The 15,934-nt window shown below is 61.1% G+C and carries 12 protein-coding genes; 9 read left to right on the top strand and 3 right to left on the bottom strand.

Annotation, left to right across the window (positions count from 1 at the left end):
- Positions 1-30: 30 nt before the first annotated feature.
- The gene (locus tag UB23_RS06850) at positions 31-933 is read right to left on the bottom strand and encodes a LysR family transcriptional regulator (protein ID WP_045058564.1); all 903 of its coding nucleotides are present in this window, start codon (positions 931-933) and stop codon (positions 31-33) included.
- Between the two features lie 337 nt (positions 934-1,270).
- Between UB23_RS06850 and UB23_RS06845 the strand changes: the two genes are divergently transcribed.
- The 4 genes from UB23_RS06845 to UB23_RS06830 all read left to right on the top strand — a co-directional run bounded on the left by UB23_RS06845 (position 1,271) and on the right by UB23_RS06830 (position 5,851).
- On the top strand, positions 1,271-2,611 hold the full coding sequence (locus UB23_RS06845) for an MFS transporter (RefSeq protein ID WP_045058563.1): 1,341 nt from the start codon (positions 1,271-1,273) through the stop codon (positions 2,609-2,611).
- A 354-nt stretch (positions 2,612-2,965) separates the two neighbouring features.
- Positions 2,966-4,807: a potassium transporter Kup gene (locus UB23_RS06840; RefSeq protein ID WP_045058562.1), complete on the top strand. Its 1,842-nt coding sequence runs from the start codon at positions 2,966-2,968 to the stop codon at positions 4,805-4,807.
- 147 nt (positions 4,808-4,954) lie between these two features.
- Positions 4,955-5,245 carry a hypothetical protein gene (locus UB23_RS06835; protein WP_045058561.1) on the top strand — a complete coding sequence of 97 codons (291 nt, stop codon included), beginning with the start codon at positions 4,955-4,957 and terminating at the stop codon, positions 5,243-5,245.
- Between the two features lie 15 nt (positions 5,246-5,260).
- A complete protein-coding gene (locus UB23_RS06830; RefSeq protein ID WP_045058560.1) occupies positions 5,261-5,851 on the top strand; it encodes an isochorismatase family protein in 591 nt (196 codons plus the stop codon).
- Here UB23_RS06830 and UB23_RS06825 read toward each other — a convergent pair.
- Both UB23_RS06825 and UB23_RS06820 read right to left on the bottom strand, forming a co-directional pair.
- Positions 5,822-7,147 carry a spinster family MFS transporter gene (locus UB23_RS06825; RefSeq protein ID WP_177328534.1) on the bottom strand — a complete coding sequence of 442 codons (1,326 nt, stop codon included), beginning with the start codon at positions 7,145-7,147 and terminating at the stop codon, positions 5,822-5,824. The two genes, UB23_RS06830 and UB23_RS06825, sit on opposite strands and share 30 nt — an antisense overlap.
- Positions 7,144-8,127: a flavin reductase family protein gene (locus UB23_RS06820; protein ID WP_045058559.1), complete on the bottom strand. Its 984-nt coding sequence runs from the start codon at positions 8,125-8,127 to the stop codon at positions 7,144-7,146. The genes UB23_RS06825 and UB23_RS06820 overlap by 4 nt, the downstream gene beginning before the upstream one ends.
- Positions 8,128-8,323: 196 nt before the next feature.
- Between UB23_RS06820 and UB23_RS06815 the strand changes: the two genes are divergently transcribed.
- The 5 genes from UB23_RS06815 (at position 8,324) to UB23_RS06795 (ending at position 15,809) form a co-directional block, all read left to right on the top strand.
- A complete protein-coding gene (locus UB23_RS06815) occupies positions 8,324-9,760 on the top strand; it encodes a coniferyl aldehyde dehydrogenase (RefSeq protein WP_045058558.1) in 1,437 nt (478 codons plus the stop codon).
- A 29-nt stretch (positions 9,761-9,789) separates the two neighbouring features.
- Positions 9,790-11,370, top strand: coding sequence for an amidase (locus UB23_RS06810; RefSeq protein WP_045058669.1), 1,581 nt, complete (start codon positions 9,790-9,792; stop codon positions 11,368-11,370).
- A gap of 241 nt (positions 11,371-11,611) precedes the next feature.
- Entirely contained in the window at positions 11,612-13,330 is a 1,719-nt protein-coding gene (locus tag UB23_RS06805; RefSeq protein ID WP_045058557.1) for an FAD-binding protein, read from the top strand.
- The gene (locus UB23_RS06800) at positions 13,330-15,030 is read left to right on the top strand and encodes an FAD-binding protein (protein ID WP_045058556.1); all 1,701 of its coding nucleotides are present in this window, start codon (positions 13,330-13,332) and stop codon (positions 15,028-15,030) included. Before UB23_RS06805 ends, UB23_RS06800 begins: the two co-directional genes overlap by 1 nt.
- Entirely contained in the window at positions 15,027-15,809 is a 783-nt protein-coding gene (locus tag UB23_RS06795) for an SDR family oxidoreductase (RefSeq protein WP_045058555.1), read from the top strand. The genes UB23_RS06800 and UB23_RS06795 overlap by 4 nt, the downstream gene beginning before the upstream one ends.
- Positions 15,810-15,934: the final 125 nt, after the last annotated feature.

Raw genomic sequence — 15,934 nt, 5'->3', positions numbered from 1 at the left:
ATCCATAACCGGCCGGGTGATTGTCAGCCACTAATCAGAAAATAACTCAAACATCAGCTGGCGCAGCCAGCGATTGGCGGGATCCTTGTTATAGCGCGCATGCCAGAACAGGTTTATTTCGATGTTGGGCAGTTCCACTGGCGTCGGTAAAACCGCGAGCCCGAAGGGTTGTTCGCAACTGCTGGCAAATCGTTCAGGCACTGTGGCCATCAAGTCGGTGCGTTGAAGTATGTGGCCGACGGCGACGAAATGCGGAACCTCCAGGCGTATGTTGCGCTCGATGCCGGCCCGCGCCAGGAACGTATCTACTTCACCGTGACCGGTGTTCGCCGCGACGACCCGAACGTGGCCATAACTGCAGAAACGCTCAAGCGTCAGCGGCTCCCGGGTCGCGGGGTGGTCCTTGCGGCATACGCAGACATAGCGATGGTGAAACAGGCGCTGCTGAAAAAATCCGGCTTGCAGGTGCGGAAGCAAGCCGACTGCGAGGTCAATTGCACCGTTCTGCAAGCCTTCGGCCAGGGTATTGGAGGTGTTGCGCAGGGTACTGATCGAGCAACCCGGCGCGCGCTCAGCCAGGGCGTCCATCAGCCGCGGCATGAAGTAGATTTCGCCAATGTCGGTCATTGCCATGGTAAATCGGCGATTGCAGTTGCGCGGGTCGAAGGTGTCCTGACGGCTCAGCGCATCGCGCAAGGTCTGGATGGCCATGGCCACCGGCTCAGCCAACTGCCGGGCGTAGGGCGTGGGCTCCATTCCCTGATACGTGCGAACGAACAGCTCGTCATTCAAAGCGACACGCAAGCGCTTCAACGCGTTGCTCACAGCGGGCTGGGTCAACTCAAGGCTATCGGCCGCCGTTGATACCCGGCGGTCGATGTGCAACTGGTTGAATACCAGCAGCAGATTGAGATCAAGTTCACGTAATTCCATAACGTCTCGTGCAGATTGCGTGCTCATAAGGGCCGTAAATCTTTGCCCACCCTTGGGGTCTGCACCGCTCTGAAATGGCCGCTGCAAGGGCCAAAGCCTAACAAGTGCCAGAGGGGCGCGTCCATTGGATATCAGTGGGGCTTTTGTTTCGTCCGAGGTTTATTCACGTTCGAAATAATACCTATTCACCTGGCTGCATTTATCACGGGCGCGGGTTTGCCCATCATCGAACCCATGTCCAGTGCTCAATGCTCTGCTTAACACCATTGGACACCGCGCGATTTCCGGGGGGCGACAGATCCTCCGGCTCTATAACAATGACAAGAAGAGCGATGCCATGCGTACGATTGATGTCTCGGCCCTGATTGACGGGGCGCGTTTTAATGCCTTCCATGCCCGCGTGCTGTTCTGGTGCGCACTGATCATCATTTTCGACGGTTATGACCTGGTCATCTATGGGGTCGTGTTGCCCTCACTGATGGCCGAGTGGGGCTTGAGTTCGTTGCAGGCCGGGGCGCTGGGCAGTTGCGCGCTGGTGGGCATGATGCTGGGGGCATTGTTTTTCGGTTCATTGTCGGATCGCCTAGGCCGACGTAAAACCATCATGATGTGTGTTGCCATCTTCAGCGTAGTCACAGCCCTGAACGGTCTGGCCCGGAGCCCCGAGGCCTTCGCCTTGTGCCGATTCATCGCTGGCCTGGGGATCGGCGGCGTCATGCCCAACGTGGTCGCGCTGATGAACGAGTACGCACCGAAGAAATCCCGCAGCACCCTGGTGGCGATCATGTTCAGTGGCTATTCGCTAGGGGGGATGCTCTCAGCGGGCCTGGGCATGGTGCTGATTCCCCAATGGGGCTGGCAGGTGGTGTTCTATGTGGCGCTGATTCCGCTGTTGGCCTTGCCGTTTCTGATTCGGCAATTGCCGGAGTCGATAGATTTCCTGCTGCGCACCGGGCAGACCGTCGAGGCCCAAAGACTGCTGGCACACGCTACGCCGTCATATGCACCCACCGCCGGTGACCAGTTGAACCCGATGGTCGCCAAAGGGACGACGGTGTCCATTGCGCAACTGTTCCAGGACGGGCGCAAGTTGAATACCCTGATGCTGTGGCTGGCGTTTTTCTGTTGCTTGCTGATGGTATATGCATTGAGCTCCTGGCTGCCGAAACTGATGACTGCCGCCGGTTATGGCCTGAATTCCAGCTTGGCGTTTCTGTTGGCGCTCAACGGCGGCGCGATCATCGGTGCAGTGGCCGGAGGCTGGCTGGGAGACCGGATTGGCATCGCCAAGGTGTTGTTCGCTTTTTTCACTTGCGGGGCGATCGCCCTGAGCCTGCTGGCGCTGAAAGCACCTTTACCCGTCCTGTATTTGCTCATCGCCATTGCAGGGGCGTGCACCATTGGCACGCAAATCCTGGCTAACGCCTGCACGGTGCAGTACTACCCAGCGCATATTCGGTCTACAGGGCTGGGTTGGGCCATGGGTATCGGTCGGACCGGTGCCATCATCGGTCCCTTGCTGGGGGGCGCATTGCATGCTTCTTCATTGCCGTTACAGGCAAGCTTTCTCATCTTTGCGGTACCCGGTCTGATCGGTGCCATCGCTATTCTGGTGTTCCTGATCCAGAACTCTGCGACCCGTCGAACAACTTCATCCAAACAAGCCGTACCGCAGTAGAAAAGCTCACGCCCAGGGATGGGCACCCTGATCCCACCTGGCCAAGCGACGCGCCATGGGTGCGCAATGCCAGTCAGGAAGAAATGCTGTCCGCCTTCGATCATTGGGGTGACGCTGCAAAGGCGGTGGCTGACCAAATTTTTTTACGTTTTTTTTACAGTGAGCGTTTTTGCCGGACACGATACTGGCGGCGATTTTTTAATCGCCCAGGCCTTTCCTTCCCGATAGGCCTGGAGCAGAGGCATTGCGCAAGGAAGGCGTGCAGTACTCCCCGATGATTGAGAGAAGCGCCCCTTGAGTGAGACAGTGACCGTTGCAAACGAAAATTACCCATCCAAAACGTCAGGAGTGGGCATGCTCGTCGCCGCTGTCGGCGTGGTATATGGCGACATTGGCACCAGCCCCCTCTACACGCTTAAAGAAGTGTTTTCCGGCCACTACGGCGTTCAGGTAAACCACGACGGCGTGCTGGGGATCCTGTCGTTGATCTTTTGGTCACTGATCTGGGTCGTCTCGATCAAATACGTGCTGTTCATCCTGCGTGCCAACAACCAGGGCGAAGGCGGCATCATGGCATTGACGGCTTTGGCCCGCCGCGCGGCCAGCCCTTATCCCCACATGAGCAAGGTACTGGTGCTGCTCGGTCTGTTCGGGGCGGCACTTTTTTACGGGGACAGCATGATTACCCCGGCGATTTCGGTGCTGTCGGCGGTTGAAGGGCTGCAGCTGGCTTTTGATGGCATAGAACATTGGGTGGTGCCCCTGTCAGTGGTCGTGCTGGTGGCGCTGTTCCTGATACAAAAACACGGCACCGCCCGCATCGGCATCCTGTTTGGTCCGATTATGGTGCTGTGGTTTGTGGTATTGGGCGCGCTCGGGATCCACGGTATTTTGCAGCGTCCCGAAGTGCTGCAAGCGCTTAACCCTGTTTGGGCAGTGCAGTTCTTCGTGGTTCATCCGGGAATGGGTGTGGCGATTTTGGGCGCCGTCGTGCTGGCATTGACTGGCGCTGAGGCGCTGTATGCCGACATGGGCCACTTTGGTCGCAAACCGATTTCCCGCGCCTGGTTCATTCTGGTGTTGCCGGGGCTGGTGCTCAATTATTTTGGCCAGGGTGCCCTGATCCTGGAGAACCCGGAGGCGGTGCGCAATCCGTTCTATCTGCTCGCGCCAAGCTGGGCGCTGCTGCCGATGGTCGCGCTCTCCACCCTGGCAACCATCATCGCGTCGCAAGCCGTGATCTCCGGCGCTTTCTCCCTGACGCGCCAGGCTATCCAGCTAGGTTACGTCCCTCGCATGTTTATCCAGCACACCTCCAGCCAGGAGCAGGGGCAGATTTACATCGGCACGGTCAACTGGGCGCTGATGGTCGGTGTCGTGCTGTTGGTGATCGGGTTCGAGTCGTCCAGTGCCTTGGCCGCTGCCTATGGGGTCGCGGTGACGGGCACCATGTTGATCACCACCATCTTGTCCTCGGCTGTCGTGCTGCTCCTTTGGAAAACGCCTCGGTGGCTGGCGATACCCATGCTGATCGGGTTTCTGCTGGTCGACAGCCTGTACTTCGCTGCCAACGCGCCCAAGATTTTCCAGGGCGGCGCGTTCCCGGTGATCGCCGGTATTGGTCTGTTTATCTTGATGACGACTTGGAAGCGCGGGCGGAAAATCATCGTCGAGCGGCTGGATGAGACCGCGCTGCCTTTGCCGCTGTTCATCAGCAGTATCCGTTCACAGCCGCCGCATCGTGTGCAGGGGACTGCGGTTTTCCTGACGGCCAGGGCCGATGCGGTTCCCCATGCACTCTTGCACAATCTGCTGCATAACCAGGTGCTGCACGAGCAAGTGGTATTGCTCACCGTAGTGTCCGAGGACAGTCCTCGAGTGAGTGCAGATAGGCGGTTTGAAGTTGAAGCCTATGGCGACGGGTTCTTCCGGGTCAGCCTCCACTTCGGCTTCATGGAGGAGCCGGACGTGCCTACAGCCTTGAGTCTTTGTCATTTGAATGAGCTGGATTTCAGCCCGATGCGCACGACCTATTTCCTCAGCCGTGAGACGGTGGTCCCAACGAAGCGCATGGGTATGGCACGCTGGCGAGAGGGTCTGTTCGCGTTTCTGCTGAAGAACGCCAATAGCAATCTGAAGTACTTCAAATTGCCCCTCAACAGGGTGATCGAACTGGGGACTCAGGTGGAGATGTGAGGACGAGCAAGGCCTTTTGGTGGAGTGAGCCGCGCAACCGTTTAGAGACAGGCTCAAGGTGACGTGCGTCCACAGGTATCCAGGTTTACACTTTTGGCGCGAATCTGGTGAAAACTGGGTACCTGACGAGATCAAAAAGGACTGCACATGAGCAAGTATCTGGCATTGTTGTTTGTTGGCGCCGCAGGTTTTGTCCAGGCGCAATCGCCGTGCTCTGAGGCATGGTACCAGTCGATCGACAAGAAACTGCTGACCGCCGATGCGCAAGGGCACGGGCCGGATATAGGCTCTGAGGAATGGAAATCCGTGATCGAATTCAAGCTGGGGGTGCGGGGCAGGGCAAACGTCCCTGATCGAAGCTCCGAGCAGTGGTGCACGTATATTGACCAGCAATCCAAGGCGGTGCGGTGGCCGGCAGCCGACTCGCGGTCCACTTGAAGGAACTGACATCACATGAAGGATGAAATCAGCCTGATCCCCCTTGTCATCCTTGACGTTCAGGACGCGATCGATCGCCCAAACTGGGATGGAAAAAACAATCCTGGGTACTTGGCAGTGATCCAGCGCCTGCTTGGCCTATGGCGATCAAACGGTTGGCCCGTTTTGCACGTGAAGCACGATGAACAGGCGCCTGCGTCCAGCTATTACGTGCATGGCCCATGGAATGGCATCAAGAAAGAAGTTGCCCCGATCCAGGGAGAACCGGTCATCACCAAACAGGAAAACTGCGCGTTCATTGGTACCGAACTGGATGCCGTGCTGACCAGCATGCGAGTGAAGCGCTTAGTGCTGACGGGGGTGGTGGTTCATAACAGTATCGACGCCACCGTTCGTGCGGGGAAAGCCCTTGGCTACAGGATCATCCTTCCCTCAGACGCTACGACCGCCGTGCCTGTCGTCGGGGCGCATGGGGAGTGCTGGGACGCGACAACGGTTCAGGCACTGACTTTGGCAATACTGGGTGATGAATATGCCGATGTCATGTCTTCGGACGAATTGCTCGCACAGCTCAGCTTAACCCCCGTGGCCATAACCCGTGCTTGACGCATGGCTCGCGGTCCGCATCAGCAATAGCACCGAGCAAATGACCGGCAGATTCACCAACAGCAGCGCATATCGCAATGACTCGTGGCCAAACAGAGGAAGCAGCATGTCGCTGATCAAGCCGGTTGCCAGTGGCCCGATACCGACGCCGAGCAAAGTGCTGACGATGGTTTGTAAAGCCATGGCGCTACCCCGTCGACCGGGTGGCACCAGTTGGGTGACAAGGTTGTAGGACGGGGCGACCCACCAGACGGCAAAGAATGCGTAAAGCGCGCACCAGAGCATGGCGGTTGGAATCGGCACATCACCCAGGCGCACCAGCAGGGAGTCGGACCAGAGCAGATAGGGGACCAGCGCACAGATAGCCGCCAAGTGGCCGAAAATCGGGATTGAAACTTGCCAGTGTGGATTGCGCCGGCACAGGCGGTCACTCAACCAGCCGCTGAACAAACCACCGATTCCCGCCGAAATTCCGCAGATCACTCCTGCCAGCAATCCGGCGTGTTGCAGGGACAGGCCGTGTGAGCGCACCAGGAAGCTGGTGTTCCACATGCCAATGGCATAGGAACTGAGTGTGGTCAGTCCACCTGCGAGGATCAGGCAACGATACGCTGGCAGCGCCCACAGCTTGCGCGCTTCAGCGCCCATGCCCAGCAGGGCGTGAGGGGTGTGGGACTGTGTAACATCCCAACGACCGCGTTGAGGGTCGCGTACGAAAAGCGCGAGGATGGCGCTGAACACCAGCGCCGGCACCCCAAGGGCAATGAACGCACTGCGCCAGCCATAGTGCTCCACCACCCAGGCACCGATGCTTAACCCGATGATCGAGGAGAAGGTCGGTGCGGCGGTAAAGCAACTGATGGCAAATGAACGCCGTTGTGGTGGGTACAGGTCTGCGATCAACGACAGCGAGGCCGAAGTTGTCGGCGACTCGCTGACTGCAACCAGCATGCGCGCGAAGGCCAGCGCCAGGAAGCTGCCGGCCAGGCCACAAGCCATGGTCGCCAAGGCCCAGAGCAAACAGGACATTGCCAGCAGCCGTATACGTGGCATGCGGTCCACCAGGCGACCCGCTGGCAGGCCCATGAGTGCATAGACTGCCGCGAACGCCAATCCCGAGATCAACCCGATGGCGGTGTCGCTGACCGCAAATTCGGATTTGATCGGTTCGACCATGACCGCCAGTATTTGTCGACCGACGAAATTGTCGGCAAATACCATCGCCAGCAACAACAGCAACCCATGGCTGCCCCAGCCGACCCTGGCCGGTGGCAACAAACCTGCGCGGGCAGTCAACGTGGTGCCCACAGATCCGGCAGGCCGGGGTCGCTTACGACGATCAGGCGCTTGAGCAACACCTTCAAGGCTTGAGCGTCGGCCGCGCCGAGCTTGACGGCAAGATCTTCTTCCACGGCCTTGGCCAAAGCGACTTGATGCAGCGAAACTTCGCGGCCCTGGGCCGTGAGGACAAACCGCAAGGACTCTGCCGAGCCCTCGAACGCCACCAGGCGCTGGCGTTCGAGAAAACGCATGCTGGCCAGGGTGACTTCGCGGCCTGTGTAGTTCACAAAGGTGTTGATTTCCTCAAGGGTGAGGTTGTCGCGGATACACAGTATGGAAAGAACAAAAAACGTCTGTTCGTCCAGCTGCTGACTGTTCAATAGCTTGCGCAAGACGTTCAGCACTTGATAGTGCCCACGTCCCAACAGGTAACCGAGCAAGTCCTCGGTATAGCTGCACTCGGGCGGTGGCGGGGTGGTCGCCAGTCGCAGTTCGCTGCGTGGCTTACGCGTTGCCAGGGCGTACTGGCCGCTTTGGAACGCCAGCGGCGCGCGGTCGCTGTGATCGAAGGCGAGTACCTCACCGACAAAGATCACATGGTCACCGCCTTCGTACTGGAACGCCGTGCGGCATTGGAAACGCGCCGTGCAATCTTGCAATAGCGGTGCCTCGCTGATGCCATTGTCGAGTTCGATCTCGGCGAATTTGTCCTCGCCCTGAGTGGCAAAACGTCCCGACAGTGTCTCCTGCTCCGTGGACAGCACGTGCACATTCCAATGCTTGCCGCTGCTGAAGATCGGCAGACTGCGTGCCTGCTTGGAGAGGCTCCAGAGTACCAACGGCGGGTTAAGCGACACCGAGTTGAAACTGTTGGCGGTGATGCCAACCGGAGAGCCGTCTTCGGTCTGGGTGGTGATGATCGTGACCCCGGTGGTGAACGTGCCGAGCGCGGCGCGGAATGCCTGGGGATCGAAGCTGATGCTTTGCATTGCCATGACTGGCCTCATGGAGTGGAGTTTTCGTATGGCCAGTATTGGGCGTTTGCAAATGCCCAACATCGTCTCAACGGACTAACACTATTGCAGGGGCTCGTCCGATTGGACGAGGCGGCGCAGATGTCCGCAAGGCTAGGGTGGCGCCAGGCGCATGGGGCGCTTAACGGCCAATGAGCCGACCTGCAAGGGGATAACAATGAGTTCAGCCACGTCTTGCGTCGAAGACCTTTCCAGCCTGCTGGCGCGACAGAAGAGTGCTTTCGCCAGTGCCGGGAGAGTCAGCGGCGAAACCCGACGCCAGCGCCTGCAGCAGGTCATCGACCTGCTGGTCCATAACCACGCCGCATTGACTCAGGCCATTGACCAGGATTTCGGCGGGAGGCCTGCCGGTTTCTCATTGATGAATGATGTGCTGGGCGCACTGGCCTCGCTTAAACATGCCCGCGATCATCTGCAGGACTGGATGCCGGACGAACCCCGTCAGATGTTCAGCCCTTATGACCAGCTTGGCGCCACCGCCTGGGTCATGTACCAACCCAAGGGCACGGTAGGCATCCTCGGTACGTGGAATGCTCCGCTGTATACCTTGCTCAGCCCGTTGGCATCGGCTCTGGCGGCCGGCAATCGGGCCATCCTTAAGCCCTCGGAGGTGGTGCCACGCACCGCTCGACTGTTGGCGGATCTGTGCGCTGAACACCTCGATCCGTTGGTCGTTGCAGTGGTCAACGGCGGGCCGGAGCTGGGCGAGGCCTTCAGCAGCCAGCCCTTCGACCACCTGGTGTTCACCGGCAGCACGGCGATTGGCCGGCAGGTAATGGGCAGTGCTGCGAAAAACCTGGTGCCGGTAACCCTGGAACTGGGTGGCAAGTCGCCGGTAATCGTCTCTGCCAGCGCCGACTTGAACAAGGCCGCTTTCAGCATCGCCGCGGCTAAGGCCAGTAATGGTGGACAAATCTGCATCAACCCGGACCTGGTGCACGTACCCAAGGCCCGCCTCGAATCCTTCCTTGAAGCCTTGCGCAGCGCCTATCGCGATCTCAACCCAACCGTAGCGGGCAACCCGGATGTGGTAGCAGTGGTCAATCAGCGACATCTGCAGCGGGTCGAGAGCCTGGTCGAGGACGCGCAGGCACGCGGTGCGCGCGTCGAATGCCTGCCCGAACCCCTGGCCGTGGACACCCAGGACCGCCGTCGCCCGCTGCGGGTGGTGGTTGATCCGGCCCCGGAGAGCTCGATCATGCAAGAGGAAATCTTTGGTCCGGCCATGGTCGTGCTGGGGTATGACGACCTCGATCAGGTCATCGCGCAAATCAATGCAGGGCCACGTCCGCTGGCGCTTTACTACTTCGGCGAAGATGCGCAGGAGCAGCGCCACGTGCTGGAACACACCCTGTCCGGCGGGGTCACCCTCAACGACGTGATGATGCACGCCGCCCTGCACGATGCGCCATTTGGCGGTGTCGGCGCGTCGGGCATGGGCCATTACCATGGTCGCGAAGGATTTCTTGAATTCAGTCACATGCGCACGGTGTTCAAGGCTTCGGCCCACGACCCGCGCCGCGAGTGGGGCCTGTTGCCGCCCTACGGTGAGCACTACCTGGCGGCCATGCTGGCCGGTGTTACATCCGACTAATAATGATCAATCAGGGCGTCATCACTATCATGGCTAATCACGAACACTCACCGCTCAATCCTTCGACAACCTCTGAAGCCGGCTGGCCCCGTCGCAGCGTACTCAAGGCCGGTGCCGTGGCTGTTGGCGTCGGGCTTCTGGGGCGCTATGCAAACGTCCGCGCGGCGGGGATTTCGGCCAGCGACTACCAGGGCCTGGACGCCTGGGCGATGAGCCAGGCGATCCGCAGCGGCGAACTGAGTGCCGAGGACCTGATGGCGGCGGCCCTGGCTCGCTACAACGAAGCCAACCCCAAGGTCAATGCAGTGAACATGCTGCATGAAGGTTACGCTCGCACCTTGCTGGCCCAGCGTCGCGCGGCGGGCACTGAAAATCGGGGCGCCCTGGCCGGAGTGCCGCTGCTGCTCAAGGACCTCAACACTTCCTTGCAGGGCACCATTACCAGCAACGGTTGCCGGATGTTCAAGGACTCACCACCGGCCAGCCGCACCAGTGTCCTGATCTCCCGTTATGAGCAGGCCGGTGCGGTGCCATTCGGCAAGACCACATGCCCTGAGTTCGGCTTGACCACCACCACCGAATCCCTGGCCTGGGGCCAGACGCGTAACCCCTGGAACCTGGCCATGAGCGCCGGCGGTTCTTCCGGAGGCGCGGCGTCAGCGGTGGCGGCGGGGATCGTGCCCGTGGCCCATGCCACCGATGGCGGCGGTTCGATCCGCATTCCTGCTTCGTACTGCGGCCTGGTCGGACTCAAGCCCAGCCGGTATCGAACCCCCAGCGGACCGCTGCATTTCGAGAGCTGGTTTGGCGCCAGTGTGGCCAACGTCGTCTCACGCACGGTGCGCGATACCGCACTGTTCCTTGATGTCGGCCAGGGCCATGAGGCCGGCAGTGCGTATTGGTGCCCGCCCTTGGTCCGACCCTACGTAGAAGAGTTGCAACGCGAACCGGGCAAGTTGCGCGTGGCTGTCGTGCGCCAATCGTTGACCGGCGCGCCGCTTGAACCGGCGATTGCCGCGACTCTGGAACAGACCATCAAGCAACTGCTGGCGCTGGGGCATGAGATCGACGAGCTGGAGCTGAGGGTCGATCCCCGCCAGTTGTTCGGCGCCCATGGCATGGTGATCGGGACGGCCGTGCGAACCTTGATCCACGACCGTGAGCAGGTGCTCGGACGCGCTGCCACGGCGCAGGACCTGGAGCAAATCACCCTGGTGAATCTGGAACGTTCCAAGGATACCAGTGGTGAGGATCTGTACCGCGCCCGGCAATCGTTCGAGAGCATCGGCGCGACCATGGAACACCATTTCGAACGCTACGACGTGATCCTGTCGCCGGTCACCGGTAGCCTGACGCCGAAGCTGGGGCTGTTGTCCCTGGACCAGCCCTGGGACAGTTACGCCCACAACGCTATGGGCAGCGCCGGCTTCACGGTACTCGCCAACGTAAGCGGCCAGCCGGCGATCTCTCTGCCGCTTGGCCAGAGTGACGACGGCCTGCCGGTGGGCATGATGTTCACTGCGCGCCTGGGTGGCGAAGACGTGCTGCTGCGCCTGTCCAACCAGCTGGAACAAGCCCATCCGTGGGTCGCCAGGCGTGCCACCTTTTAGTTCCACGCCCTTGCAGTTCCGCACCTTTGTGGGAGCCAGTCTGCTGGCGATGGGCGCTGAAGTTCAACATCCTGTTGACTGATCCACCGCTAACGCGAGCTGACTCGCCTCCACAGGCAACCCCTAGTCCAATTTGACGATGAGCCAATCCCCCCGCAGCCCTGATCATGGGCTGCACTCCGCCAGCGCACCCTGCGTGGTCGGCGGTTTCTTTCTGACCTCAGCTAATGGCATAACAACAATGACGGCTCAAGTTCAGTCTCAGACCCACTATGACGTGATCGTCGTCGGTTCGGGCGCAGGTGCGATGACTTCGGCGGTGTTTCTCGCCGACCAGGGTATGCGGGTGCTGGTAGTGGAGAAAAGCGACCAGTACGGCGGCACGTCGGCGATCTCCGGCGGCGGTATCTGGATTCCGAACAACCACTATTTCGCTCGCATGAACGGCAATGACAGCTACGCAACGGCCCTGACCTATCTGCAAGCGGCGGCGGGCGAGCATGTCGACGAAACTCGCTTGCGCGCATACCTGGACAACGCGCCGAAGATGATCGAACAGCTCACCCGTATAAGCCGGGTGCGCTACGCGGTGGCGGCGAAATACCCTGATTACTATCCACACCTGCCCGGGGCATTGGCCGGTGGACGAACACTGGACCCGGAGTTTTTCGATACCAGCCTGTTGGGCGAGGAACTCGCGAACCTGCGCAAACCGTCGCCTTCAACCCTGCTGATGGGGCGCATCGCCTGGACTGCGCGCGATGCACACAAAGCCATGGCCCGCAGTTTCGGCTGGCGCTTGCTGATCATGAAGCTGATGTTGCGCTACAAGCTGGACTTCAAATGGCGACGCAAAAGCAAGATGGACCGCCGTGCATCCCTGGGAAGTTCGCTGGTGGCCTCCCTGCGCCGCTCGCTGATGGACCGCAACGTACCGCTTTGGCTTAACACCGATTTCTGTGGCCTGGTCACCGAAAGCGGCCGGGTCAGCGGTGTCACGGTGATGCGTGACGGTGCCGAGCTGCAATTGCAGGCCCGCCTGGGGGTGATCCTTGCCTCGGGTGGCTTTGAACAGAACCAGGCGCTGCGCGACCAGTACTTGCCCAAGCCCACCCGTAAGGCCTGGAGCGCGACACCGCCTGGCAACAACACTGGGGCCGCCCTCGAAGCCGGCATGGCGCAAGGCGCCGCCACCGCGTTGATGGATTGGGCCTGGTGGGCGCCGACCATTGCCGTGCCGGGAGAGGACAAGCCCCGGGGGATCTTCGCCGAGCGTGCGTTCCCCGGCGCTATCGTGGTCAACGGTCTGGGGCAGCGCTTTGTCAATGAAGCGGCACCGTATCTGGAGTTCGTCGACGCCATGCATCGGGACAACCAGAGTACCGACGGGAGATCGGTGCCGGCCTGGGTGATCTTCGACGCGCACTTCCGTTTCAACTACGCCATGGGGCCATTGATGCCTGGTCAGGTCATGCCCGATAGCCGCCTGCGCAAAGAGTGGCTCAACAACCTGTACTGGAAAGCCGACACCCTGAGCGGCCTGGCCCGGCAGATCGGCGTCGACGGTGCTGGCCTTGAAGCCACCGTGGCCAAGGTCAACGGCTACGCAGAAAGCGGTGTGGACATCGACTTTGCCCGTGGCGGCAATGTCTTCGACCGCTATTACGGCGACTGCAACATCAAGCCCAACCCTTGCCTGGCGCCGCTGCGCAAAGGGCCTTACTACGCCATGCGCCTGGACGCCGGTGACATCGGCACCAAGGGCGGTCTGTTGACCAACGAACATGCCCAGGTGGTACGCGATGACGGATCGACCATCGCCGGCTTGTACGCCATTGGCAATTGCTCTGCCTCGGTGATGGGCACCAGCTACCCGGGAGCCGGTGGCACCCTCGGGCCGGCGATGACCTTTGGTTATGTCGCCGCCAACCACTTGGCCCGTCAGCTGCAGGAGGCGTGATGTCAATGACGGATAACGTCCCCAGCACCGACGTAATGCCATCCTTGCAGGTGGCCGATGGCAACAGCGTAACCTGGGACGAACAATGCGATGTACTGGTCGTCGGCTGGGGTGCTGCCGGTGCCTGCGCGGCGCTTGAAGCTCGGGCCGAGGGTGCCGACGTGCTGATCGCCGACCGCTTCACCGGCGGCGGTGCCAGCGCCAAAAGCGGCGGGGTGGTCTATGCCGGGGGCGGCACGCGCCATCAACAGGCGGCGGGCTTCAACGACAGTCCCCAAGCCATGTTCGACTACCTCAAGCACGAAACCCGCTCCGTAGTCAGCGATGACACGCTGCGGCGCTTCTGCGCCGACAGCGTGAGCAACCTCCAGTGGCTGGAAAGCCACGGCGCGCCCTACGCCCACCAGATGCCACCGGGCGGGGGAAAGACTTCTTATCCGCCCGACGGCTACTTCCTCTATTACTCGGGTAACGAATTGGTGCCTGACCACGGTGGCCCCTTGCCGCCTGCGCCACGAGGGCATCGCACCGTGGGCAAGGGGCAGGGCGGGGCGGTACTTTTTTCCCACCTGAAAGCAGCGTGCCTGAAGGCCGGAGCGAGAACGCTGTTGCAGGCGGCGGCGCGACGACTGGTCACCGATGCCCAGGGGCAGGTACTGGGTGCCGAGTTTTGGTGCATGCCCAAAGGCAGCAAGCAAGCCCACTTGCATGCCCGACTGTCCGCCCGCGCCGAACGTCTGCAGAACTTCGTCCCTGGCTATTGCAACAAACTGCGCAAGAAGGTCTGCCAACTGGAACGGGATTTCGCCAAGCCTCGCCGGGTGCGAGCGCTCCGCGGGGTGATCCTGAGCACTGGTGGCTTCATCTTCAACCGCCAATTGCTCGAACAGCACGCGCCGAAATTCCGGCGCAATTTCAAGGTCGGCGCCACCGGCTGCGATGGCAGCGGCTTGCGGCTGGGTGCCAGTGTCGGTGGTCAGGGGGCTGGGCTTGAGCGAGTATCGGCGTGGCGCTTCATCAACCCGCCGTACAGTTGGCACAAAGGCATCGTGGTCAACCGCGAGGGGCTGCGCTTCTGCAACGAAGAAGTCTACGGCGCCACCCTCGGCCAGCCCTTGATGGAAGAGCAGGGGGGCAAGGCGTGGCTGGTGCTGGATGCGCCGTTGCGCAAGAAAGCCATCCGCGAAGCGCTGTTCGGCGGCTACTGGTGGTTCCAGAGTTTTCCGGCCCTGGCCCTGATGCTGTTCAAGGTGCGCAAGGGCAAGAGCCTGACTGAGCTGGCCAGTGCGACGTCCATGGACCCCAACGTGCTGCGCGACTCTGTGCTGGCCGCCAACGCCGCCGCCCGTGGCGAGGCGCCGGAGCCGTTCGGCAAGTCCGAGGGTGGGCGCCAGGTGCTTGAACAAGGGCCGTTCTATGCCTGCGATATCTCCGTGACCAATCCGGTATTTCCCCTGGGCGCCCTGACCCTGGGTGGATTGCGCGTGGATGAGCGCAGCGGCGCGGTGCTGGACGAGCAAGGCCAGGCGATCAGCGGCTTGTACGCCGCCGGACGCAGCGCCCTGGGCATACCGTCGCACCTGTACATCAGTGGCCTGTCCCTGGCGGACTGCGTGTTCTCCGGCCGTCGAGCCGGCGCCGCCGTCGTCCGCGCATACAACCAGCAACCGCAAAACACCCACGCACAGGAGACCCCATGATGCCCCTCGAGCAAACGAGCAAGAATGGACGGGTTCACGGCAAGGTGGCGCTGGTCACCGGCGGCGCCAAGGGCATCGGCGCCGCCAGCGCGTGCCTGCTGGCAGCCGAAGGTGCCCAGGTACTGATCAGCGACCTGGACGTCGAGGCCGGCCAGGCTTTGGCAGCGGAAATCGGGCCGACGGCCGCCTTTATCCGCCACGACGTCAGCAACGAAGACCAGTGGCGCCAGGTCATCGAACATGTGCGCAAGCGCTACGGACGCCTGGATATCCTGGTCAACAACGCCGGTATCCTGATCGCCGGATCGATCGAAGAAACCAGTCTGGCTGACTGGCACAAAGTCATGCGCGTGAACGCCGACAGCGTGTTCCTGGGCTGTCGCGAAGGCATCGCGTTGATGAAGGACAGCGGTGGCTCGATCATCAACCTGTCGTCCATCGCGGCCCTGGCCGGGCGCGACGATTACCTGGCCTACAGCGCTTCGAAGGGGGCGGTGGCGGCGCTGTCGCGCTCGGTGGCGGTGATGTGCCGACGGCGCAAGTACCGCATCCGTTGCAACACCCTGCACCCCGATGGGGTACTCACCGATATGACCCGCGGCGGCTTCCCGGAAGGCGTCGACCCCAACCGCCTCACCATCGACAGCGACCCGATGAACCGCATGTGCCGCCCGGAAGACGTGGCAGCCAGCGTGTTGTTCCTGGCAAGCGACGAAGCCCGGGCGATCAATGGGGTAGAGTTGCGCGTTGATAGTGGGCAGATGGTGATGAGTATCTAGCGCCTCCTGAAACCCACTTCTGATGTTCACTCCGTAGGAGCTGCCGCAGGCTGCGATCTTTTGATCTTTTGATCTTTTGATCTGCGAGCTGACAGAGAACCAGGCGCTGGATCGGATTGATCAGG

It is taken from the genome of Pseudomonas sp. ES3-33 (assembly GCF_000952175.1).
GTDB classification, from domain to species: Bacteria; Pseudomonadota; Gammaproteobacteria; order Pseudomonadales; family Pseudomonadaceae; genus Aquipseudomonas; species Aquipseudomonas gregormendelii.
Note: the sequence above shows the minus strand (reverse complement) of the source record. Positions and strands in the feature narration are given on the sequence as shown.